16 protein-coding genes, 1 tRNA gene and 1 pseudogene are annotated in these 22,825 nt (G+C 63.8%); 10 read left to right on the plus strand and 8 right to left on the minus strand.

The window, feature by feature from the left end; genetic code table 11:
• The first annotated feature begins 125 nt into the window (after window positions 1-125).
• A complete protein-coding gene (locus AC1DJW_RS13490; RefSeq protein WP_476901635.1) occupies window positions 126-1,796 on the plus strand; it encodes an ABC-F family ATP-binding cassette domain-containing protein in 1,671 nt (556 codons plus the stop codon).
• Window positions 1,793-3,706 (plus strand): ABC transporter ATP-binding protein, encoded by a 1,914-nt coding sequence (locus AC1DJW_RS13495; RefSeq protein ID WP_476901636.1) that lies wholly within the window; start codon window positions 1,793-1,795, stop codon window positions 3,704-3,706. Before AC1DJW_RS13490 ends, AC1DJW_RS13495 begins: the two co-directional genes overlap by 4 nt.
• Before the next feature lie 16 nt (window positions 3,707-3,722).
• Here the strand turns inward: AC1DJW_RS13495 and AC1DJW_RS13500 are convergent, their stop codons facing one another.
• From AC1DJW_RS13500 to AC1DJW_RS13525, 6 genes and pseudogenes are all read right to left on the minus strand, one after another.
• The gene (locus AC1DJW_RS13500; protein ID WP_284752413.1) at window positions 3,723-4,655 is read right to left on the minus strand and encodes a GGDEF domain-containing response regulator; all 933 of its coding nucleotides are present in this window, start codon (window positions 4,653-4,655) and stop codon (window positions 3,723-3,725) included.
• On the minus strand, window positions 4,652-7,957 hold the full coding sequence (locus AC1DJW_RS13505; RefSeq protein WP_476901637.1) for a response regulator: 3,306 nt from the start codon (window positions 7,955-7,957) through the stop codon (window positions 4,652-4,654). Before AC1DJW_RS13505 ends, AC1DJW_RS13500 begins: the two co-directional genes overlap by 4 nt.
• Window positions 7,958-8,105: 148 nt before the next feature.
• A pseudogene (locus AC1DJW_RS13510) lies at window positions 8,106-9,974 on the minus strand (glycosyltransferase family 2 protein); the annotation flags it as partial.
• 88 nt (window positions 9,975-10,062) lie between these two features.
• Window positions 10,063-10,479 carry an NUDIX hydrolase gene (locus tag AC1DJW_RS13515; RefSeq protein WP_476901638.1) on the minus strand — a complete coding sequence of 139 codons (417 nt, stop codon included), beginning with the start codon at window positions 10,477-10,479 and terminating at the stop codon, window positions 10,063-10,065.
• Window positions 10,476-10,931, minus strand: coding sequence for a DUF6314 family protein (locus AC1DJW_RS13520; protein ID WP_476901639.1), 456 nt, complete (start codon window positions 10,929-10,931; stop codon window positions 10,476-10,478). The genes AC1DJW_RS13515 and AC1DJW_RS13520 overlap by 4 nt, the downstream gene beginning before the upstream one ends.
• Window position 10,932: 1 nt before the next feature.
• Window positions 10,933-11,005 (minus strand) — tRNA-Arg (locus AC1DJW_RS13525).
• A gap of 155 nt (window positions 11,006-11,160) precedes the next feature.
• Here AC1DJW_RS13525 and AC1DJW_RS13530 point away from each other — a divergent pair.
• The 3 genes from AC1DJW_RS13530 (at window position 11,161) to AC1DJW_RS13540 (ending at window position 14,160) form a co-directional block, all read left to right on the plus strand.
• The gene (locus AC1DJW_RS13530) at window positions 11,161-11,925 is read left to right on the plus strand and encodes a DUF998 domain-containing protein (RefSeq protein WP_476901640.1); all 765 of its coding nucleotides are present in this window, start codon (window positions 11,161-11,163) and stop codon (window positions 11,923-11,925) included.
• 275 nt (window positions 11,926-12,200) lie between these two features.
• Window positions 12,201-12,650, plus strand: coding sequence for a DUF7793 family protein (locus AC1DJW_RS13535; protein WP_390282250.1), 450 nt, complete (start codon window positions 12,201-12,203; stop codon window positions 12,648-12,650).
• Window positions 12,637-14,160, plus strand: coding sequence for a putative bifunctional diguanylate cyclase/phosphodiesterase (locus tag AC1DJW_RS13540; RefSeq protein ID WP_390282251.1), 1,524 nt, complete (start codon window positions 12,637-12,639; stop codon window positions 14,158-14,160). The genes AC1DJW_RS13535 and AC1DJW_RS13540 overlap by 14 nt, the downstream gene beginning before the upstream one ends.
• Before the next feature lie 76 nt (window positions 14,161-14,236).
• Here the strand turns inward: AC1DJW_RS13540 and AC1DJW_RS13545 are convergent, their stop codons facing one another.
• Window positions 14,237-14,527 carry a hypothetical protein gene (locus tag AC1DJW_RS13545; RefSeq protein ID WP_476901641.1) on the minus strand — a complete coding sequence of 97 codons (291 nt, stop codon included), beginning with the start codon at window positions 14,525-14,527 and terminating at the stop codon, window positions 14,237-14,239.
• 172 nt (window positions 14,528-14,699) lie between these two features.
• On the opposite strand from AC1DJW_RS13545, the gene AC1DJW_RS13550 reads away from it, so the two are divergent.
• The 3 genes from AC1DJW_RS13550 (at window position 14,700) to AC1DJW_RS13560 (ending at window position 19,923) form a co-directional block, all read left to right on the plus strand.
• Window positions 14,700-15,737, plus strand: a complete 1,038-nt coding sequence (locus AC1DJW_RS13550) for a hypothetical protein (RefSeq protein ID WP_284752421.1) — start codon at window positions 14,700-14,702, stop codon at window positions 15,735-15,737.
• 104 nt (window positions 15,738-15,841) lie between these two features.
• Window positions 15,842-17,197, plus strand: coding sequence for an SWIM zinc finger family protein (locus AC1DJW_RS13555; RefSeq protein ID WP_476901642.1), 1,356 nt, complete (start codon window positions 15,842-15,844; stop codon window positions 17,195-17,197).
• Window positions 17,194-19,923 carry a hypothetical protein gene (locus AC1DJW_RS13560; RefSeq protein WP_476901643.1) on the plus strand — a complete coding sequence of 910 codons (2,730 nt, stop codon included), beginning with the start codon at window positions 17,194-17,196 and terminating at the stop codon, window positions 19,921-19,923. Before AC1DJW_RS13555 ends, AC1DJW_RS13560 begins: the two co-directional genes overlap by 4 nt.
• Window positions 19,924-19,943: 20 nt before the next feature.
• Here AC1DJW_RS13560 and AC1DJW_RS13565 read toward each other — a convergent pair whose 3' ends face one another.
• Window positions 19,944-20,591 (minus strand): hypothetical protein, encoded by a 648-nt coding sequence (locus AC1DJW_RS13565; RefSeq protein ID WP_284752424.1) that lies wholly within the window; start codon window positions 20,589-20,591, stop codon window positions 19,944-19,946.
• Between the two features lie 33 nt (window positions 20,592-20,624).
• Between AC1DJW_RS13565 and AC1DJW_RS13570 the strand changes: the two genes are divergently transcribed.
• The gene (locus AC1DJW_RS13570) at window positions 20,625-21,467 is read left to right on the plus strand and encodes an inositol monophosphatase family protein (RefSeq protein WP_284752425.1); all 843 of its coding nucleotides are present in this window, start codon (window positions 20,625-20,627) and stop codon (window positions 21,465-21,467) included.
• 170 nt (window positions 21,468-21,637) lie between these two features.
• Window positions 21,638-22,786: a non-hydrolyzing UDP-N-acetylglucosamine 2-epimerase gene (gene wecB / locus AC1DJW_RS13575; RefSeq protein WP_476901644.1), complete on the plus strand. Its 1,149-nt coding sequence runs from the start codon at window positions 21,638-21,640 to the stop codon at window positions 22,784-22,786.
• Window positions 22,787-22,825 lie beyond the last annotated feature (39 nt).

Genomic DNA, 22,825 nt, shown 5'->3' on the forward strand with positions numbered 1-22,825 from the left:
CCCCCCAAGTACGGACCAGCGGGTTCTTCCATGCCCCGGTCTTTTCGCGGCACGGTATTCGCACGGCCGCCCTTTCGCGTGGCCGGCCTTTCCGCTCAGGAGCGGAGCAGTGAGAGGATAGACCAATGACTGCAACGCTTGTCGCCAAAGAGCTCTCCGGCGGCCACGGTCACCGCACCTTGTTCTCGAAGCTCTCCCTTACTGTCGCGCCCGGAGATGTTGTGGGCGTCGTTGGTGCCAACGGTGCCGGGAAATCCACCCTGCTGCGCATCCTTGCGGGAGCTGACCGCCCCCAAGAAGGTTCGGTGAGCCTCGCTCCCAGCGACGCTTTTGTCGGCTGGCTGCCCCAGGAACACGAACGCACCCGCGGCGAAACCGTTGCCGCCTACATTGCCCGCCGTACTGGCTGCGCCCAGGCCACAGCCGAGATGGAGGCCGGCGCCGAAGGGCTCGCAGCCGGGACCGCGGAGGCCGACGACGCGTACTCCGTGGCTTTTGACCGCTGGATGGCATCGGGTGCCGCGGACCTCGAAGACCGGATCCCGGCGGTGCTGGCGGAACTTGGCCTGGAATCGGGTCCCGATGCCCTCATGACGGGCCTGTCCGGCGGTCAGGCCGCCCGCGTTGCCTTGGCGGCGCTCTTGCTGAGCCGCTTCGACGTCGTGCTCCTCGACGAACCCACCAATGACCTGGACCTTGACGGGCTCGCCCGGCTTGAATCATTCGTGCAAGGCCTTCGCGGTGGCGCCGTCTTGGTCTCGCATGACCGTGAGTTCCTGGCACGCTGCATCACCAAGGTGCTGGAACTGGACCTGGCCCAGAACAGCGTGGCGGTCTACGACGGCGGTTACGATTCCTTCCTCGAAGAGCGGGCGGTAGCAAAGCGGCACGCCCGCGAACGCTACGAGGAATTCGCCAACACCAAGGCGGATCTCGTGTCCCGGGCCCGGACGCAGCGCGAATGGAGTTCGCAGGGCGTCCGCAACGCCATGAAGAAGAGCCCGGACAACGACAAAATCCGCAGGGCGGCGAGCGTCGAATCCTCGGAAAAGCAGGCCCAGAAAGTCCGGCAGATGGAGTCCCGCATCGCCCGGCTTGACGAGGTGGAAGAGCCACGCAAGGAATGGCAGCTGCAGTTCAGCATCGGCCAGGCTCCGCGCTCGAGCTCCGTCGTCGCAACTTTGCGCGACGTCGTGGCACACCAGGGCGACTTCACGCTGGGGCCCGTCAACCTCCAGCTCAATGCCGGCGAACGCATTGGCATCACGGGACCCAACGGCGCGGGAAAGTCTACGCTCCTGCGGCTGCTGCTCGGGATTCAAGAGCCCGACGCCGGAGACGCCTCCATGGGTGCATCCGTGGCGATCGGTGAGATCGACCAAGCCCGGGGACTGCTGGCCGGGCACCTCGCCCTGGCAGACGCCGTCGAATCCGTCCTGGTCGAGTGGAACTCCGCGGATGTCCGCACCCTGCTGGCCAAGTTCGGCCTCAAAGCGGACCACACCTCCCGGACCGTGGATTCCTTGTCCCCGGGCGAACGCACCCGCGCGGCGCTCGCGCTGTTGCAGGCCCGCGGGGTCAACCTGCTGGTCCTGGACGAGCCCACCAACCACCTCGACTTGCCGGCGATCGAGCAGCTCGAGGAAGCCCTCGACGGCTACGAAGGCGCGCTCCTGCTGGTCACGCACGACCGCCGCTTGCTCGAAAACGTCCGGCTCGATTCCCGCTGGCATCTTGACAACGGCACCGTGACCGAACTGCACCACACTTCCGGAATGGGGAATCACAAGCCATGAGCATGGATGGCGTCGCCTGGCGCTCGCTCTACAACATCACCCGGGCCAAGAGCGGCTCCCAGCCGTTCTCCCGGGAAACCATCAAGCGCGTGCTTGCGTTCGCGAAACCGCACCGCAACAAGCTGATCGCCTTCGTGCTGGCCTCCATTGCCGGTGCATTCCTTGCCGTGGCCACCCCGGTGCTGGCCGGCAGGGTGGTGAACGCGATCATCGCCCATGCAGGCGTGGACGTCGTGGTAGGGCTGGCCGCGCTCATCGCGGCTGTGGCCGTCGCCGACGCCGGAGTGGGACTGCTGACCCGTTGGCTGTCTTCCGTGATCGGCGAAGGTGTGATCGTTGACCTGCGCACCCGGGTGTTCGACCATGTCCAGCGCATGCCCATCGCCTTCTTCACCCGGACCCGTACCGGAGCCCTCGTCAGCCGGCTCAACAACGACGTCATCGGAGCCCAGTCGGCGTTCGCGGGCACGCTCTCCGGGGTGGTCAGCAACGTCGTGTCCTTGGCACTGACCCTCATTGTCATGCTCAACACGTCCTGGCTCGTCACCGTCCTCGCGATGGTGCTACTGCCGATCTTCCTCATCCCCGCACGCCGCATGGGCTCCAAGCTTGCCGACCTCCGTCGCGAAGCCGCGTCCCACAACGCGGCCATGGGAACCCAAATGACGGAGCGGTTCTCCGCCCCCGGCGCCACGCTCGTCAAACTGTTCGGCCGCCCGGACGAAGAGTCCGCCGAGTTCGCCCTGCGCGCCGGCCGTGTGCGGGACATCGGTGTCCGCACCGCCATGCTGCAGTTCACGTTCATCACTGCGCTGACCCTCGTTTCCGCCCTGGCCCTCGCCCTCGTTTACGGACTGGGCGGTTGGCTTGCGCTGAGCGGGCAGCTGGCGGCGGGCGACGTCGTCGTGCTGGCGCTGCTGCTCACCCGCCTCTATGCGCCGCTCACCGCGCTGTCGAGTGCCCATGTTGAGGTCATGAGCGCGTTGGTCAGCTTCGAGCGGGTGTTCGAGATCCTGGATCTCAAGCCGCTCATCCAGGAGAAGCCCGACGCCGTCACGGTGCCCTCGGGACCCGTTGCGGTCGAGTTCGACGACGTCCGCTTCGCCTATCCGTCCGCGGACAAGGTCTCCCTTGCGTCGCTGGAGGAAGTAGCGACGCTTGATACCCGCGGCGGCGAGGAGGTCCTGCACGGGATCAGCTTCCGCGTGGAGCCCGGGCAAACCGTGGCGCTCGTCGGGTCCTCCGGCGCGGGCAAGTCCACTGTGGCCCAGTTGCTGTCACGCCTGTACGACGTCGACTCCGGCGCCGTGCGCTTGGGCGGGCACGGGCGAGGTACCGGCTTGGATATCCGGGACGCAACGTTCGATTCCCTCCGGGCGACCCTGGGCATGGTCACGCAGGACGGCCACCTCTTCCATGAAAGCATCGCCTCCAACTTGCGACTGGCCCGGCCCGGCGCGACGGACGAAGAAATGTGGGACGTGCTCCGGCGCGCCCGGCTCGAAGCCATGGTCCGCTCCTTGCCGGATGGACTGGAGACTGTGGTGGGGGAGCGCGGCTACCGCCTTTCCGGCGGGGAACGCCAGCGGCTGACCATCGCACGCCTCCTCATCGCCCAACCGAGGGTCGTCATCCTGGACGAAGCCACGGCTGCCTTGGATTCCACCAGCGAAGCCGCGGTCCAGGCGGCCTTGGGCGAGGCACTCGAGGGACGCACCGCCGTCGTGATTGCCCACCGGCTCTCCACCATCCGGGCCGCCGACGTCATCCTGGTGGTGGAAGACGGATCGATCGTTGAGCGCGGCACACACGCAGAGCTCCTCGCCGCGGACGGTCGCTACGCCGAGCTGTACAACACGCAGTTCGCCGAGGCGACGGCTGTGGCCCAGGAAGCTGTTCCGGAACTGTAGACGCGGTGCCGGGCTCTTAGCTCCGGGTGTGTTGACGGACTTCCGGCGCGACTTCCACGCGGTTCCGGCCGGCGGACTTGGCGGCGTACAACGCCATATCGGCCTCTTTGAGGAGCCGTTCGCTGCTGACTCGGTGGTCGGGCACAAAGGCCGAGAGACCAGCGCTCAAGGTCAGGGTGCCCGAGGGGTTTCCCGAGTGTGCAATGCCCAGGTCCCGCACGGCCTCCAGCGCGCGTGCCAGCCTTGTCTCTGCGCCGGATACCGTCTGGCCGGGCAGCAGGAAGAGGAATTCCTCCCCGCCGAAGCGGTAGATTCCGTCGCTTTCGCGCCCTTGGCCGGCAAGGGTGGCCGCAACCGACTGCAAGGCGAGATCACCGGCCTGGTGGCCATAAAGATCGTTGTATCGCTTGAAGTTGTCCACGTCGCAGATCGCCAGGCTGTAATCCGTCCCGTATCGGGCGCATCTCTGGTGCAGCTGTTCCAGGTCCTCCGAGAGCTTCAGCCGGTTGTGGAGTTTCGTCAGGGGATCGGTACGCGCTTGCTCCGCGAGGGCGGCACGGTAGCGGGCAAGATCCGTATGCAGCGAAGTCACCCTCTGCGCCACCAGCAGCCGGGTATGCAAGGCGAAAGGGTCAAGGGGCTTGGCCACGTAGTCATCGGCACCGGCCTGCATGCCCGCGACGACGTCCTCGCGTGAATCCTTCGAGGTGACAAGGACAAGGTATGTGTAGGAATCCTCTTCCGAGCTGCGGATGGCGCGGCAGAGCTCCAGCCCGTTGAGCCCCGGCATCATCAGGTCGGTCACGACAACTTGCGGCCGGTGTTGCCTGTACAGCTCCCAAGCGGAGCTGCCATCCGCGGCCACGATGCATTCGTGGCCGGACTGCTCCACTGCCGCTTTCGCCACCAGACGCGAACCGAAGTCGTCGTCCGCCACCAGGACCTTCACGAGGTCACCGACAGGGCATGGTCCAACGCTTTGTCAACGAGGGCAAGTTCCGTTTCAAGGCCGGCCAGGAGCGCGGGATCGACCGGCTTGCCGTTTGATGAGCTGCGTTCCAATTCCTCGCACATCCGGGCTGCGCGGGCTGCTCCGATGTTGGCTGCGGCGCCTTTCAATTTGTGGGCCACTTGCCTGAAAGCATCTCCGCTTCCGGTGTCCAAAGCCTTGCGGAGCGCTTGCAGGCTCGGTTGGATGTCTTGCCTGAAGGCTTGGGCCGCGGCAGGCAGCAACCCCAGTCCGTCTGCCGGGCCGAGGTCACGCAACGTTTCGAGCCTCGCGGGGTCGAGGGCACTTTCCTTCGATGTTTCGGGTATCCATCGCGAGAGAACCCGCTCCAAATTGCCCGCGTCCACCGGTTTGGTCAAATAGTCGTCCATGCCTGCGGCAAGGCAGCGCTCACGGTCCTCATCCAGGGCGCCTGCGGTCATGGCAATGACGGGGAGCCTCCTGCGGCCATCGTCCCGTGCCCGGATGGCCTTGGTGGCCTCGAATCCGTCCATGACGGGCATATGGCAATCCATCAAGACCGCGGCATACTCTGTGGCAGCAGTAGCGGCAACGGCTTCGCTGCCGTCGGCTACGACGTCGGCCTCATACCCGAGCTTCGCGACCATGCTGCGGGCCACGAGCTGGTTGACCTCGTTGTCCTCGACGACCAAAATCAGGCCGCGCGAAGGCTGGCTGATGGTCACGGGGATTGCTGGAGAAACCGCGGGAGCCGGGAGCGGCCGGGCCGCCACAAGACGCATGAGGCGGTCGTAGAACTCGGAGCTACGCACGGGCTTCGTCAGCCACTCCTGGACCCCGGCGGCCACGAGTTCGGCTTTGTCCACATTCATGGTGGAGGTCAGCATGATGATACGCGTGGAGTCCAGTGCGACGTCGGTGCTCAATTTGTGGGCCAGCTCCAACCCGTTCATGTCCGGCATGCACATGTCGAGCACCGCAATGTCGAAGGGACGTCCGGCGGCGGCCTCTTCGCGGCAACGGTCCAAGCCCTTTTGGGCGTCGCCGACAGCCTCCGGATACATCCGCCAGCCCGCCAATTGTGCTTGGAGCACCAGCCGGTTGGTCGAGTTGTCATCCACCACGAGGACCCTGAGTCCCGTGAGTTGGTCGGGCGAGATCGACGGCGGAGCTGCCGCAGCTCCGCTCACTGCCAAGGGAAGGGTGGCCCAGAAGGTGCTGCCGTTGCCCAAGGAGCTGTCCACCCCGATCTCGCCGCCCATCACCTCGGTAAGCCTCCGCGAGATCGCCAGCCCAAGTCCGGTTCCGCCGTAGCGCCGGGTGGTTGAGGCGTCGGCTTGCGAGAACGACTCGAAGAGCCTGAGATGGTCTGCCTCCTCGATCCCGATTCCGGTGTCACGGACTTCGAAACGTACCCGCACGTTCGCGGATTCTTGTTCCACTACCTTCACGCTGATGACGACTTCCCCCGAGGGAGTGAACTTCACGGCGTTTGAGGCCAAATTGAGCAGGATCTGCCTGATGCGGCCAGCATCGCCCACCAGCATCGCCGGAACCTCCGGCCGGCAGTACGCAATCAGCTCCAGGCCTTTGGCCTGTGCTGCTTCGGCAAGGAGGACTGCGAGTTCTTCCACGAGGGTGCGTGGATTGAAGGGCGCAGGGTCCAGATCGACTTTTCCGGCTTCGAGTTTCGAGAAGTCCAGAATGTCGTTGATCAGGGTCAGCAAGGCTTCGCCCGCACCCTTGACGCCCTCGGCATATTGGCGCTGGGTTTCCTCCAAAGGGGTGTCCAGCAACAGGCCGGTCAGCCCGATCACACCGTTCATCGGTGTGCGGATCTCATGGCTCATCGTCGCGAGGAACTCCGACTTCAAGCGGCTGGCCTCCTCGGCGGCTTCCCGGGCGGTCACCAACTCGGCCTGGGCGATCCTGCGTTCAGTGATGTCCTGGGCTATCGTGGCGACTCCGCGGATGCCGCCGGTGCCGCGGATCGGGGACATTGTCAATGAGACCGGAACGATGGAACCGTCGATGCGGACCCGGGTTGTTTCGTGGCTGTGGGTTTCTCCGCCGGCCCGGATGGCCGCCATGAGATCTCTTTCCTCGTCCTGAAGATCTTCCGGAATGATGAAGGAAACATCCCTGCCGATTGCCTCCGCGGCGCTGTAACCGTAGATCCGTTCGGCGCCGGGATTCCAGCTGGTGATGACACCGTCGAGGGTCTTGCCCACAATTGCGTCCGTGGAGGAGTTCACGATCGCGCCGAGGCCTTCGAGCTCCGCAGTGCGCTCGGCAACCTTGGATTCGAGATCCCGTGTCAGGTTGATGTTCTCCAGGATCATGAGGATCTGGCGCGTGACGGCGAGGGCCAACACGGTGAGTCCGACGGTCTGGAGGAAGGGGTCGCTGGGCCGCCCGGTCCGTATGGGCGCCACCATGACGGCTCCGAAGACGGGGACGTAGGGGAGGAGTTCCAACGCCAGGGTGTAGAGGCGCCCGTCCGTCCGGGGACGCGGGGCGTAGGGGACCAGTGGGGCGAGGGCGATCAGCAGGAAGGCAACGATCCAGCCGGTGGCCAGCGGAGTTCCGGTGAGCCCCGTGACGCCGTCGGACGTCAGCTTCACATAGGTGCTGTCGGTGAACGCCAGGATGAGGAGTCCGCCGCCCAGGCAGACCCATCTGAGGCGCTCCCCGGGTGACCTGCGCATGGTGAGCATGAGGACGATGGAGACCATCACGATATCGGCAATCGGATAGGCAAGGCCCGTGAGATGGACGAGGAGGTCCTGCCCCTCGGCCTTGTACATGGATCCGAGCACGGTGGCCCAGCTCATGAACAGCACGGCGGCTGCGATCACTGCCGCGTCCAGGAGTCCGCGCACGAAAGCGACCCGGGAAACGCGTGGCCGGGGGAACAAGTAGAGGGCGATCCCGGCCGGGATCGAATAGCCCACGAATGCGGCGTCGGCTATGGAGGGGTAGGGATAGTCATGGTCGAGCGTCAGCCCGTAGAAGGTCCAGATGGATTGGCCGGTTGTCCAGACCATCGTTGCCAGGGCCATGACCCACCACGCGCGGGAGCTTTCGTCTTTGCGCCGTGCAGCCCGGGCACAACTGACTGTGGCGAGCAGCGCGGCCGCCAGGATGGCGAGATCCCCGGCGGACTGCGCCGCGGACGTCCCCTGGTTTGCTCCCAGGACGATCGCCAGGACAGCGACCGCCGCACCGGCGGCGATGACTGTCCAGGCCAGGTTGGGCTTCGGCAGGCTGCGGCCGCTCATGCCGACTCCCGGGTTGCGACGGCAGGGACGCCGGGGGAAAGCCGGGAAGAACATCATCGGGGGTGTGGAACAGCCAGAGTGAGAGCCTGCGATACGCTTCCCAGTCCCGGTCACGAACCCGGAGCGAAGCGGTGTGCTCTCCCTTCGAACTTGACCAGATCCGGACGACATCCAGGGGAATCTGTGCGGCTCCCGGGAGTTCCAAAAGGACACGGCCGGATTCCGGCAACGCATCGGCCCCGACCCGGACTGCGGCGCCCCCCATGGAGATGTCCAGCAGTTGGCCAGGGGTCCCGGCAACCGTGACGGGCACCTTGATGGGAACCCGGTGGGCGCTCCTGCGCGAGGTGGCGAATTCAGAGGCTCGGATCCGGAGTGTCCCCAGCACCAGGACAACCCCTGCCAGTACCAACCAGACGCCGGCGGCAATGGTGGAGCCCGGGCTCGTCCGCCAAGGCACCCAGCCGAGGACCCCGGCGCTCGCATAGAGAATTATCGCGGCCACGATGACGATCAGCACAATGAGGATCCGCGGGGCCCTTCCGCGGAGTCGGAGTTCCGCAGCGCCTTTCGGTGTCACTTGGAACTCCAAGGACTTCCGGGAAACGAGCCACCACAGGCAAGCCATGCCGACGGGAACCCGGAAAATCCGCAGGGCGAACGCCGTCGGCCAGTGGATCTGGTGGCGCATGAGTCTCTTGGCGCCCCACAAACGGACCCAGAACATGGCTGCGAACGCAAGGGTGAACTCCACGGGCCCGGCGGTGGAGGTCTGCGCGCCGGAAACCATGACCGCCATGGGGATGATGAAGGCAATCAACGTGGCAATGCCCTCCAGCCACCATAAGGTTCCGTTGATGTATTCGTGGAAGTTCCGCCAGGTCATCCAGGTCTTGGCGGCCCAGAGGCGCTCGTACGTCAGGATCTGCATCGCGCCCATGCCCCAACGCCGGCGCTGCAGCAGGTATTGATCGGCTGTCGCCGGGGCCAGGCCCACTGCCAGGGTCTGGTGGTGGTAGACGGTCTTCCACCCGAGCCGGATGAGTTTGAGGGTCGTATGCATGTCCTCGGTGATGGTCTCGGTGGCAACACCACCTACTTCGCGAAGCGCTTTGACCCGGAGCAGGGAGGTCGATCCGCACCAGAACGGGCCTGCGCCAGGAACGTTGCGCGACGGCATGAGGACGTTGAAGAACAACCCCTGCTCCCCGGAGATTCCGTCGTCGTCGAAGGCTCCGGAGTTGTAGAACGCTTGCGGCCCCTGGATGAGGGCGACTTCCTCGTCGGCGAACCACCCCAGGGTGGCCGTCAGGAACGTCGGCAGCGGTACGTGGTCGCAGTCCAGCACGGCAATGATGCCTATTGCATCCTTCCCGGCCGCTTCCTCCGCGGCCATCAGCTCCAGTGCGTGGTTCATGTTGCCCGCCTTGGCATGGTCATGCTCCGCGCGGGTGACAACCCTCGCGCCGAAAGCCGCACACATCTCGGCAACCCACGGGCGGTCCCCGTCATCCAGCACCCATGTCTCGTGGCTCGGCTGAAGCGCGCAGGCCGCGGCGATGGTGGGCGCAAGGACTTCAACAGGTTCGTTGTACGTGGGGATCAGCACTGCGACCCTCATGCCATTGGGAGGTTCGGCAACCGGCTCCGGCGCATAACAGTCGATGTTCCACAGCGTGATGGACTTCAGGACCAGGCCTATCAGCGGAAGGGCCTCAAACGTCACCAGCGTCCACGCGACGACGAGATCCCCGCCCCCAAGAGGCATGGTAAATGCGATCCGCCACGTCAAATAGACGACCAACGCCGCGATCGCAGCTATCCCACCGGTCCTGGCCATCCTGCGGGAACGCGGAGCCTCGGGAGCGGGAGAACCCAGTTGTGCCGCCCAGCCGGCCATTCCCGCGGTCGAGTACGCCTTGACCTCGGCAGGAGTGTCACGGAACTGTGTCCGTGCTCCGTCGGTTACTGCCCCGACGTCTCCCCAGGCGCGTCGGCGCTGTTCAAGAGATTGCATGCGATCCCCCAGCTGGATCTGACGATGCAGATGTGAATTAAGTTAAATCAAACTTTGCCACCGGTAGCCTGAAAGCTCTACTGGTTCTTCATCTTTTCACGAGCAGGGGCAGGACGTGGTCCGTCAGGAGCGGAGCCAAATCGTCCGGAAGTTCAGCAGAGAGATCCAACCAGCGGATCTCCGCGATCTCAGCCGAAGGATGGGCTTCCCACGTGCCAGGTGCGGTGAAGACGGTGGCCTCGATCTCCGTCGCGGCCTCGTTGGCTGCGACGGCGAGCCAGCTCCCCAAGAGCTGCAGATCCGCCGGGTCGACGTCGATTCCGACTTCCTCGGCCAGCTCGCGGGATGCAGCCTCCGCCGCGGTTTCACCCGGTTCGGGCTTGCCTCCCGGGTGCATGAACTTGTCCGTGCCACGCTTGCGCACCGTCAGCAGCCGTCCGGCGTCGTCGTACACGCAGACCGCGCTGACGACTATCAGGTCCTTGGTTGAACTGTTTCCGGTCATAGCTCTCTCCTTAGCCGGGATTCCAGCAGCAAATCCTTGGCCGGTCCGCGGACGTCCCAGGCGTAGCTGAAAGCGTCCTGCCCGCCCCAGAGGTAATTGACTTTGTAGTCATCGGGATCGCACCAGTGGCTGTCCTCGTTGGCGTGGTCGCGGAAGCTCATGCGGTGGAACGGTTTCCCATCCGGGAAGTAGACATCCATGGCTTCGAGGGAACCAGAAGGCCTCAGGAGGTATTCGCGGAAGGCCGGGCCTGTGTGGGTAGGCCAGGTCATGGTGCCGTGCTCGCGAAGGAGGAGCCCGCCGTCGGGGGTTTCCGAATAGCGCACGACGCCGGTGAAGGTACCGCGGGTGCCGCCCGCCCGGTCCCACAGGGACCGTTCCACGGTCCAGCTGCCCAGCAGGTAGGCCCGCAGGTCTTGCGTCGGAGACGATTCGCGCAGCTGGTCTTTCAAGTGCCCTCGATTGGAATCGAACCAACGACACCGGCTTTAGGAGAGCCGTGCTCTATCCACTGAGCTACGAGGGCCTGTGCGCGTGCTGGAAGCTCCTGGGAGCCGCTGGCCGGGCACGCATACAAGCATACAAGCTGCCGGGGCAGCCCTCGAACACCGACGCAGGCACGGAGACGCCTGCGACACGGGCGGAGCAGCACGCTGGTGGGCTGGCGCTAGGCTGGCCCGCATGAGAGAGCAGATGACGGCGCCGGCCGCCTCCGGCTACCACCTCCCGGAGCTGGGCACCATCCGCTCGACCATCGGAGGCTGGGCCCAACTGAGCGTGGTTCAGTATTTCGTGGCCGAATCGGCGGTGATCGAAGCATGGCGGGGTCCCGAGCCCTACGATCGCCGGACCGGGTTCATCAGCGATCTTGGCGCGCTCAAATGCGGGATCTATGAGCACCGCGACGTCTGTTCGCCCCTGCACCTGCTCATGAACGCCTCCTTTGTGGTGCAGGGCCTTGGGATGCTGTTCGGGGCGTTGCTGCTCAGTTCGGCGCTGCTATGCATTGCGGCCCGTCCCGGCGTGCGGATCCTGCAAGGCGCCGCCTACCGCAAGGCGTGGCCCACCGCCGTCGCGGTCCGGGTCCTGACGGGTATCTCCGGGCTGGGAACCGTGGTTGTTGGGTTTGTGCCGGAAGACCTTGGGTCTCCCTTGCATCTTGTGGGCGCCCTCATGTTCTTCATCGGAGGAGCATTCGCCCTGTTGCTCCTCGGGCTGCTCTGGCTGCCCCATACCGCCATGAGCTGGTTCGTCGTGGCATGCGGAACGGTGACACTGGGCGCCCTCGTAGTAGGAGGCCTGACCCGGATGGACGTCCCCGACCCCGGAACCCTGGAACGCTTGATGGCATATCCCACCACGATCGGGTTTTCCGCCTCTGGTCTCGTGGTGGCGCAAAGGGTCCGGGAAGTACGCCGAACGGCGGCGCGGCTTGCAAAACGCTGAGTTTTCGCGGGTAGCCTCGTGTCAGCGGGTGGGTAGTCTTTGCATTATCATGAGTGCACTCACCGGAATGGCGCCGGACTGAGGGTTCCATGCAGTTTGGCGCAGACTAGATGACCGACACGGCAGAACATAGGACCCATGACTCATCAGCTTGTTCTGCGTCGTCCGGGACACGCAGGCGATACATCCCCCATAAAGGCAGCATCCCACCCCTCGGGTTGTGGCCTTCGGGACCTTCGCGGGCCGATCGCCCGACGGCGGCAGGCGACCCAGCGATGAGCTCCCAGACACTGCCCGCCCGGGATTCCCGGATTCCCGATGATGCCTTGGATGCTTCGTCTGAAGACGCGATGGCCCCGGCCGACCAGATCACCGTTGACTTGGCGGAGGACGGGATTGTCGAGGTCACCCTGCCGCCGAACAGCGTAGTCCGCTCGCCGGAAGCCCGGGCGGCCGCGGCGGCCGTTCGTGTGTTTGCAGACGGGCGCAGGCTCCCGCTTCTGCTCAGGGTGACCGGAGTGCTGTCTGTCACCGACGACGCTCGCCTGGCCTACTCGAATTCCGTGGTCGTTTCAGCATGTGCCCTCTTGGGGGAGAGCCCGGTGGACCGCGTGATCGCGCATTTTCTCCTGCGTGCGAAGCCAGGCTCGCTTCCCGGGCAGTTCTTCACCTCAGAAGCAGAAGCCCGTGACTGGTTGAGAGAGCACCACCGTGAATCAGCGTGAGCCCCAGGACCCGCGACTCCTTGCCCTTGTTGAAGGGGTAGTCCGGATTGCTGATGGCGACCTCAGCACAAGGATCCCGGTGTCCGGCCCGCGGGACGAAGTGGCTGCTGTGATTACCGGGATCAACCTCATGGCGGACGATCTTCAAGCCATCTACCAGGAGCTCGAGGAACGGGTCGAAAGCCGAACTGCCATGCTTCGCGAGGCCCAGATCGAACTCGAAAGGATGGCGCTCACTGATCCGCTGACCCAGTTGGCCAACCGCACGGCGCTCGAAAGGGCGCTGAACCATGAACTCGTCGAATCCGAGCGGGGAGAGCTCCCACCTGCGTTGCTCGTTTTGGACTTGAACTCATTCAAGGGGATCAACGACACCTTGGGGCACGGCGCCGGGGACACCGTCTTGAAAGTCACTGCGAGGCGCCTGCTCGCCGCGGTCCGTGATACGGACATGGTGGCCAGGCTCGGCGGGGACGAATTTGCCGTCATGCTGCCCAAATCCAATGCGGCGCATGCGCGTGGCGTTGCCAAGCGGATCCTTCGGGCCGTGGGTGAGAGCATCGACATCGGCGAAGTCCGGATCATCTGTGGAACAAGCATCGGGCTCCGTGTCGCCGAGCCAGGGCAGTCCGTGGACGACCTCGTGATGGAAGCCGACACGGCCATGTATGCGGCAAAGGCCGAGCAGGGGAGCAGCGTCAGGGTTTTCGAGCCGGCTTTGTTGTACGCGCGCAGGCTCCAGGGACTCATGATCTCGGAGCTGCGTGAAGCCATCCGGACAGATCAGCTGGTCCTCCATTTCCAGCCTGTTGTCGAGTTGGCCTCGGGGCGGATTGAAGGCGCTGAAGCGCTGGTGCGGTGGAACCACCCCGACAGGGGATTGTTGATGCCGGATGCATTCATCCCGCTGGCCGAGGAAACCGGCATCATCATCGATCTCGGCTATTGGGTTCTACGGCGTGCGATGCAGCAATTGCGCGAGTGGCAGGACGGCCCGGGCATGGACGAAGACTTCAGCATGCGGGTCAATATTTCGACGACCGAATTGCAAAGCCTGGAATTGATCGAGCATGTGCGGGAAGTGCTCGCCGAAACCGGAGTGGAGGCATCCAAGCTGGTCATCGAGCTCACGGAGTCAATGGCAGTGAACGGCAGCGACATCGACAAATACTCCCTGACCGGCCTCAGGCGTCTGGGTATCCGCTTGGAAATCGACGATTTCGGCACCGGATATTCGTCTATCAGCTACCTGCGCAGCCTTCCCGTCAACGTGGTCAAGATTGACCGCTCCCTCATCCAAGGCCTGGGCACGGACGAGAAGGAACGGAACTTTGTGGCGGCGGTTCTCCAGCTCATTCATGCGTGCGGAATGCAAGCCGTTGCCGAGGGCATCGAAACGGCAGAGCAGGCGGCCGAGCTTGCCCGCCTGGGCTGCGCCAGTGGCCAGGGGTATTACTTTGGCCGGCCGATGGCAGCCGAAAAATTCGCGGAACTGTTCCGGGGCACCTGAGCCCGCGTCCTCCTGGCGGCGGAAAGGCAGCAACAGAAAGGCACCGGACCTCAGGTCCGGTGCCTTTCAGGTGTAGCTAGTTGGAGGGGGTGGAGTTAGTGGTGGCGTTGGGCCACCAGCCAGTGGCCTCTGCCGAGTTCTGGGCGAAGTTCGGCCACCAGCCAGTGGCCTCTGCCGAGTTCTGCGCGAAGTTCGGCCACCAGCCAGTGGCTTCTGCCGAGTTCTGCGCGAAGTTCGGCCACCAGCCAGTGGCTATGGACGAATCCTGTGAGGGGCTCTGGCTGCTGGCGGACACCGCTGCCGAGCCGGTAATTCCGGCGAGCAAGATTGCTGCTGCCGCGAGGAGGGCAGCGAGAGTTCTTTTCATGCGAAAGCTCCTGATGGTATGTGACTGATGCGACTGGAGTGAACGAAGTGAAGCACGCTCATTATAAGAGTAACGACACGCCGTGTCATCAGTGCTTTGTCCACATCTCCCAAAATCGTGCTAATTACCCGGCCGCACCCTTGACGCAGTGTCTCAGAGACATAATGGAGCCATGGGAGAAAAGAAGGTTGCGCCGTCGTACGCCGCCGCGGAACTGCAGGCGAGAGGACACCGGGCCAGCCACGACTTCGCCAAGGCTGCCGATGGTGCGCGCTCCGCTGCTGATATTGCCCTTGATGAGGGTGATTCCGCCGGATGGTGGAACATGACTTTCCTTCAAGCAGAGAATCTTCTCGACGCAGGTGATTTCGCTGCGAGCACTGCGCTGGCGAGGTCGCTTTCCGAGGCACCGTCGGCTGTGGCTTCACCCCAACACCGGGCCCGGGCACTCATATTGATGGCGAACTCCCTGCGGGGTGAAGGGCTCCTGGAGATGGCCACCTCGGCTGCGGCGTCGGCCGTCGGCTTGGTCGATGATGACGCGGACATGGAAATCGACGTCCACGCACGGCAGGCACTGATAGCGGCGTTTGGCGAATCCGGAAAACTTGGGGAGGCCTGGGAGGAATGCCTGTCCCTCTCGGAGAGGATCTCCGATGAAATGGATGACCAGTTGGCCGGAAAGGCGTACTGGGTCATCGGCAATGTGGCCTTCCTCTGTGACAAAGTCGATGAAGGGCTCCACTACCATGAGCTTGCAGCGGAAACCTTTTCCCCTTCGCGGAACCTTGATGTCTGGGCCAAGTTCAACAAGGCGTCGGCGGCGATGAGGCTGGCGGCGGAAGTGGCAGATGCGGCCACCCTGCGGTGCATTGAACGGGCCGAACTTGCCACGGACGTCGTCGGGGGCAGCGAAGAGGAAATTCTCCTGCTTCGGCTCAACCGCGCGCATTGGAACTATCTGGCGGGAGACGCGGGGGCGGCGCTTGAGCTGCTGGACGAAATCAGGGGCCGCGCTGACCAACTGCCCGCGCAGATGGCGGGCGAGGTCTACCTCTTGATGGCGCGGGCCCAAGCCAGCACCGGGAACAAACAGGCAGCGAAAGAAAGTCTGGTCGAAGCGGCCGACCGCTTCGACAAAGCCGGCGCCCACCAGCGTGCACTCCAAGCCCGGGAGATGCTCGAGCCGGGGAGCGATTCGGAAGCCTGAGTTCGGAACAGGAGTAGTGCTCACGGGGCGCAGGCCCCTTCGCTCCCGTGTAGCCGGGGTCTACTCTGGCGCTATGACAAGCTCATCCAAGACGGGGGATTTGCATGGGTATGTACCGCGCCGAATCGATGCTTCTCGAATCGGAGGGAGTCCAACAGCTCTTTCTTGAGTCGGCCTTGGGTGTCACGCCTCAAGGCTTGGTCGAAAATCCGAGCTTCTTTCGTGGCTTTGCCGTCCGGCCCGACGTGGTTTCGAGCGCGCTTCTGGCCGTGGCGGATGTGGCAGCATCACGTTATTTTGATGCAGCCTTCAAGTTGAGCGATGTCCTGGATCCGGTCATGACCGCGGGGGGTGACCGCCTCCGGGCCGAGTCTTTTTCGGCTTGCAACGGCGTCTATGCCCGGCTGGACCTCGCGAGCAGCAGTCTCGACGGTGGGGAAATCGGCTTTGGGACAACGAACGTGGACATCAATGGTCCGCTACGCTCAATGCTGGCGAATGTGTCCAGAAACGAGCTGATGCATCTGGAGGTCGGCCGTGATCGCTTGGTGGTTTCCACCCCCGGCGAGAGCCATGTGGAACGCCAGGTTGAGCTGCCGGACCGATGGATCCGTGGCTTCGCCGAAACGCCGTCCATCGCGGCAGGAATGGTTCATCTTGCCACCTTGGCAGGGTCCGCAATTAGCCAGTTCCTGGCTTCACTCCCTGCAGCACAGCCAGGACGCACTGTCTTCCTCGCCCCCGCTCTTCGTGGACTCCGGGCGGAAGTCCGCCAAAAACCATCGACAGTCACGTTGGCGGGCACGGGGAGGCTCGCCGCCGCAAAGCGGGTGGCGAGGTTTGCGTCGAAACTGGAGATTTTCCGCCACGACAGCGGTGCAAGTGCGTGGGTTTTCAGGCTTCCCGGTGCCGACTTCACGCTGCTGCTTTCGCCGGCGCCTTACCGTGGATTCTCAGGAGAGGGCGGCATCTTGGAAGCGCTCGCTGTTCCCGGAGCCAAGGAAGCCGGGGCCGCGGTGCAGGAGTTTCTCCAGTGGCAGCCCGTCATCTCCACTGCGTCGCTGGGAGGCAGCGCGGGCCTCCCCGCCCAGAGAGTCACCCAAGGCCTAGCCTGCTTGGGCACGTCCGGAAAAGTCGGCTTCGACCTGCTTGAGAACGCTTATTTCCACCGGGAGTTGCCACTGGAACCTGACCGGATCGTCAAGGACTACCCGAGGCTTCGGGCCGCTCGCGACATCGTAGCCAAGAAGGGCGGCGTCGAGTGGTTAGAGGATCGATGGCAAGTCCTGGCGGGAGCTGGCACTTACGTCCACCATGTAATAAGAATTGACGGCGTCTACCAGTGCACCTGTGCGTGGTGGGCTGACCACCGGGGCTCCAGGGGGCCTTGTAAACATGTGCTCGCGGTGCAGCTCTTCCGGATGGAGCCTGCACAAGATCCAGGACCGGCGAACTCATGACGGCCGCAGGGGCGGGAATGGGCAGCGCCGAGCCCAAGGTCGTTGAGCATGTACGTCACCTTGTCGAGTCTCGGCAATGGGACGCTCTGCGTGATTACCTCGCAGGGATTCTCCCAGATGAGCGGATGGAAGCGGCACACTGGTTCGCCAAGAACCGCAGATACCTGTTGGCCGACGCCCACGATTGGCGGCAGTACGGAGCAGGTCGATCAATCGACCAAACCTGGGACCTTTTGATGGTTATCCACATCCTGACGGTAGTTTTGGATTCCCCAGTCAGCGCCGCCAAAATCCTGCCTTGGCGGGATTTCCCGATCCGAACTGTCCACATCCTTTTGCTGCTGGACGTTCTGGCTTCCAGAGGTGAGAGCTGGTGCAGGGGATTTGTGGCAGCGGCAATTGAACGCAATGCACGCAGTGGAGAGCGGACAGCAATAAATGTTGTCCGCTGTTGCCTGCCGCTCATGCTGCATTTTGGAATCGAACCGAAGGATTTTGAGGCCTATCCGCGTCTGTGGGCGTGGTACTACAGGAGCCTTGTTGGTGCTAGGTCCCATGAGGTTTGGAACGACGAAAGCGCTGTGCATTTTGAGTACACCGGTTGGTCCGGCGTCGAATTCCGGATAGGCAACGACGGGCGTGCACAACTCTTTCCGAAGATGCAGAAATCTTTGCTTGAGTTATGGGATCAAGATGCCACGGCTCCTGAAACACTCCTGCGTTGCTTCGAGCTTCCGAACGTGCTCGGTACGTTGACTTATCGATTCAACGCAGAAAACTGGGGAGTGGAGGCCGCGGTTCGTGGCTACATTGAGCGTGGGACATTCAGTCGTGAGTCGGTGATCGCCCATGTCCATACCGCGCTGGCGCGAGGTGACAGCCTGCCCACCCAAAGGGTCTTGCTCGATGTGCTGAAGGTGCTCAGTCCCGACCCGCGAGAGATGGCCGCGAGCGTGCCACTTTGGTTGTCGACAGTGGCCACGGCACCGGGGTTCCTCTCGGGCTTTGCGTTGCAGCTCTTGCTCAAAACGCCCTTGGACGGGCGCGATCTGGAGGATCTGAGCGTCACCGTGTTTGGCCGGCCGGAAAAGAACCTCCAGAAAAAGTTGGTCCGGCACCTGAAGTCCCAAGCAGTGACCAGGAATTACGATGGCGCCGTCCTCGCCGCGTGTTGGGAAGCGGCATCGGGATCGTCGGACCTGGAGATCCAGACCATAGCCGCGAAGACCCTGGGGACTCCGCGTACTCCTACCGAACCAGAGGCTCCAGTGGCCGCGCAACTTTGGGGGACTGGCCCAAGACAGCCAGCAGAGAAGCCATTTGCGCCACTGCGACGTGATCCCCGGCGTGCCCTTGCTGAACAGATCGACTACTACGGCTCGCGGATCCAAGAAGAACAAAACCTGGAGCTGCTGCTGCGCGCCCTGTACCGCCGACCCCCAGAACATCGCGAGGAGTATCGGAAAAAGTACCCATTGCTCGTTTCGCGTCCTGACAATCCATGGGTGAAAGGCCTGTCAGAAACTAGCTGGGGTCACTGGGCGACGCCGAGTCCCGGATTCGTGCTGAGGATGTGGGCTTCGGGCGAGCACAACCTGGCCGCCCACCGGAGCATGATGGAGTTGCTTCGGTCTTCGCTGTCCGAGCCGCTTGACTACAGGGATCCATTCCGGGCAACGAATCCGCTGGGCGCAGTCCGCATACTTCGGTTTAGCGAATTGGCCGTCGTGACCGGGACAGCCGCATATTCCCTGGCCACCCCGAGCTACGCGAACTTCCGGGTGAGCTTGGAACGGCTCATCCCAGCCCTTCAATGGTATGAACGTGAAGGTTTGGCGTACGGGGAGGCCGACATGTTCCAAGCCCTGCTTCGGTTGGGGCCGACCTCCGGCATTGATGCGGAAGGCTTGGAAAGGCTCGACGTCAAACCGCTGGACGGATCCGATGATCCCGAGCGGAACGCTGGCAGGATATTGCGCGATTGGGTAGCAGGGGGCGGATTCGTTGCACCTCAGGTCGACGAGCCGCTCACATTGCCCGTGCCAAAGGAACGATTCCCGTCCATCCCACAGCATTTGTTCGAGGCTGAGCTATGGAACACCGCAAAGCGCAGTTCCGACGGAAATGCAGCGGAAGTTCCATTCTGGCCTGAATTGGGTGCCGTGTGGCGTCTGAGGCCCTGGGCAGATTCGTCCTGGTCGGAGTATGACGTTTCTAGGCTTGGCATGGACGCTTGGGTCGCCGATGACCTCGGGGTGCACTCACACGAATGGATTGTGAGGGCGCTCGCGTCCGCGCACGAAAAGACCCGCGATGCCATAGTGCAAATCGTTCTGGTGCTGGCCGCGGCTGGGCAGTTGTCCGCAGACCATTTGGCGGCCGCCGCGCCAGAGTGCTTGAAAGCCGGAGGCCTTTCGTTGGGTCGCCTTGTTCGAAACCTCGCGCTTGTGGCCTACGAAGGATATCTGGAACTCGTCTGGCCGACTCTTGTTGCCTTGGTGGTTGCCATCGGTGAGGAGCAGAGGCTCCCCGCCGGATCCCCGGAGATGCTCGCCAGCTGCACGGAATTCTGGGACTGCATTCCGGTGGGCCATCGGACGCCTGAGAACGTACCGAGGGAATTCGTCGCTGCCGTCCGCGCGCTGGCAAGCTTAAAGTCGGCCACGAAGACGGTCCTCGAAGCGAACCGTTTGTTGTCGGCGATGGGGATCCAACCGGCGCGATAGGGCCGTCCGGCGTCCGATCCCTAGCCCTGCCGGATCTTCCGCCGGTCCTCCCGGGACGCCTGGCGCCCCAGGAACACAGCCGCGCCGCCAGCCAAAAGGCTCAGCAGGAACAGTACCCAGCCCGCGACGGTGAGTGTAGAAGCCAAAGCCACCTGGCCGGCGTCGGGCGTTGCCGATCCCAGCGCGGCGTCGACCGCCACGTTGCTCCACAAACGGACCACCGCGAACATCAGCGGAGCAGCCCACAGCGTCCAGCGCAGTGCCTTTCCGGCCACATTGGTGCCGATGAGCAGAAGCCAGGTGAAACCGAAGATCAGCGGAAACAAGGTTCCGGCGGTCTTGTGGATGTAGCTGAGCTGTCCGCGGGCGTCGTCGGTCATGGCGCCATGCAATTGATGGACGTAGTCGGTCGAGAACCCGCCGATGAGGGAATCGGGCATGGCCATGCCGCCGGACAACTGGGTCATCTGGTTCAGGGTCAGCAGGTGCACGTACCAAAACAGGAAAAGGCTCGCCACGACCCCGGCAATCACTATGAGGCGGCCGTTGTTCTGGGCCTTCTCGGGGGACCGCTGGGTGGTGGGATTGATCACCGGCGGCAAGTGGTGCTGGGGGACGGCGGCATTCGCGCCGTGCTTCTTGATGCGTTGGGCTGGGGTCTTGGCCATGTCATTCATTATCCCGCCACATAAGCTGGACCCATGACCACTGGCAGGCACTCCGCCACAGAACTTGATCCTTCGCTCGACGACTACGAACTTGCTGCTGCCCTGGTCCGGGAAGCCGGGCAGCTTGCCCTGCTGATGCGGATGGGCGGCTTGCAAGGGGAACGGAAGACATCGGTTTCGGACGTGGTGACCGCCGCGGACCATGCGGCTGAGGCCTACGTCCTTGAGCAACTGCGCCGTTGCCGCCCGGATGACGGCATCCTGGGTGAAGAAGGAAGCTCGGTGGCAGGAAGCAGCGGCCGCACCTGGGTGATCGATCCCGTGGACGGTACCTACAATTTCCTGCACGGCTCCACGTATTGGTGCTCGGCGATCGCCTTGAAGCACGAGGGCGCGGCATCAAACGGGGGCGCCTCGGATGCCGACGTCATTCTCGGTGCCATCTATCAACCGGAGCTCGACAAGCTCTGGACCGGCGGCGAAGGCCACCCCGCGACGCTCAACGGCGAACGGATCCCGGGACCGTCGGGGGCAGCGCTCAGTGAACTCGGTGCCGCGACTTACATCCACCCCACCTGGCTCGCCGATCCCCGCGCCGCCATGCCTTGGCACGCCGCAGCGGTGTCCGCAGCTTCACTGCGCATGTTCGGTTCCGGATCCTGCGATCTCGGCCGCGTGGCCGACGGCGAACTGGGCTGCTGGTTCCAACACAGCTGCCCCGAGTGGGACTGGCTCCCCGGCAAGGCGATCGTCCGCGCGGCCGGCGGGGACACCGACGTCGTGCGCGTCAACGGCCTGGACTGGTTCCTCGCGGGAGGCCCGACGGCGGTCCGGGAGTTGCGCGCTGCGCTCACCTCGGTACCGCAATTCGCCTGAGCATGCGCCTTCCTTGGTTTGAGGAGTGGACATAGTGCCGTTATGTCCACTGGTTCAAGCAAAGAGGGGCATGTCCCTCGGAGGGGATTGACCCAAATGGGGAGTACCCCGGGGCGGGGCGCTGGGCGGTTGCTAATCTCCGGACGGCAGCTCAAGCCCAGGGGGAAAATTTGGATAACCGCACCGTCCTGCTCGTTTACGGCACCCGTCCGGAGGCCATCAAAATGGCGCCGCTGGTCCATGCCTTGCGTGCAACCCGCCGTTACAACGCGCCCGTAGCAGTGACCGGGCAGCACCGGGAAATGCTGGACCAGGTCAACGCGCTCTTCGGCATCCAACCGGAGCATGACCTGAACATCATCCAGCCCCGCCAGACCCTTGCCGGGATCACTGAAAAGACCTTGCAGGGAGTCACGGAAGTCCTCTGCGAGGTCAGGCCGGACGCGGTAGTGGTCCAAGGAGACACCACCACCGCCATGGCCGCGGGGCTGGCAGCGTTCTACCACGGAATTCCTGTGGTCCACCTTGAAGCCGGACTGCGCAGCGGCAACCTGAATTCACCTTTTCCAGAGGAAGCGAACCGCCGCTTGCTCGGGCAAATCGCCACGCTGCATCTCGCGCCCACGTCCACGGGCAAGGACAATCTGTTGTCCGAGGGCATTCCGGCGGAGAACATCGCGGTGACCGGAAATACGGTCATCGACGCGCTACTTGGGACCGTCAAACGGGACGTTGAGTTTACGGAACCCGCGCTCCGGACCGCGACGGATTCGGGCCGCAAGATCCTGCTTGTGACTCTCCACCGACGAGAAAACCTAGGCCAGGCCATGGTGGGCGTGGGCAAGGCGCTCGCGCGGATCGCAGACCGGTGCCCCGAAGTGGAAATCGTCCTTCCCATGCATCGGAATCCAGCCGTGCGGGAGGCCGTCCTGCCGGAAGTCGCAGGCGTCCACAACATCATCGTCACGGAACCCCTCGGCTACCTGGATTTCACCAAGCTACTGAGCCTGTGCCACGTGGTCCTCACGGACTCGGGCGGAGTGCAGGAAGAGGCGCCGGCCCTCGGGAAACCCGTTCTGGTGATGCGTGACAACACCGAACGCCCCGAGGCCGTGGCGGCAGGCACCGCACGGCTCATCGGGACGGACGAGCAAACCATCGTGGACGCCGTCAACGCTTTGATGGGGGACGACGCACAGTATTCGGCGATGGCCAAGGCAGTGAACCCGTGCGGCGACGGCGGCGCGGCAGACCGTGCTGTGGCGGCCATCGACTCCATGTTGGGGATCGGTCAGCGACGCCCCGACTTCGTCGCTTAACCCATTCGGGTACCTTCAGGAAGCTACCGCCCCGGGCCT

It is taken from the genome of Arthrobacter sp. 05L417, from assembly GCF_056397865.1.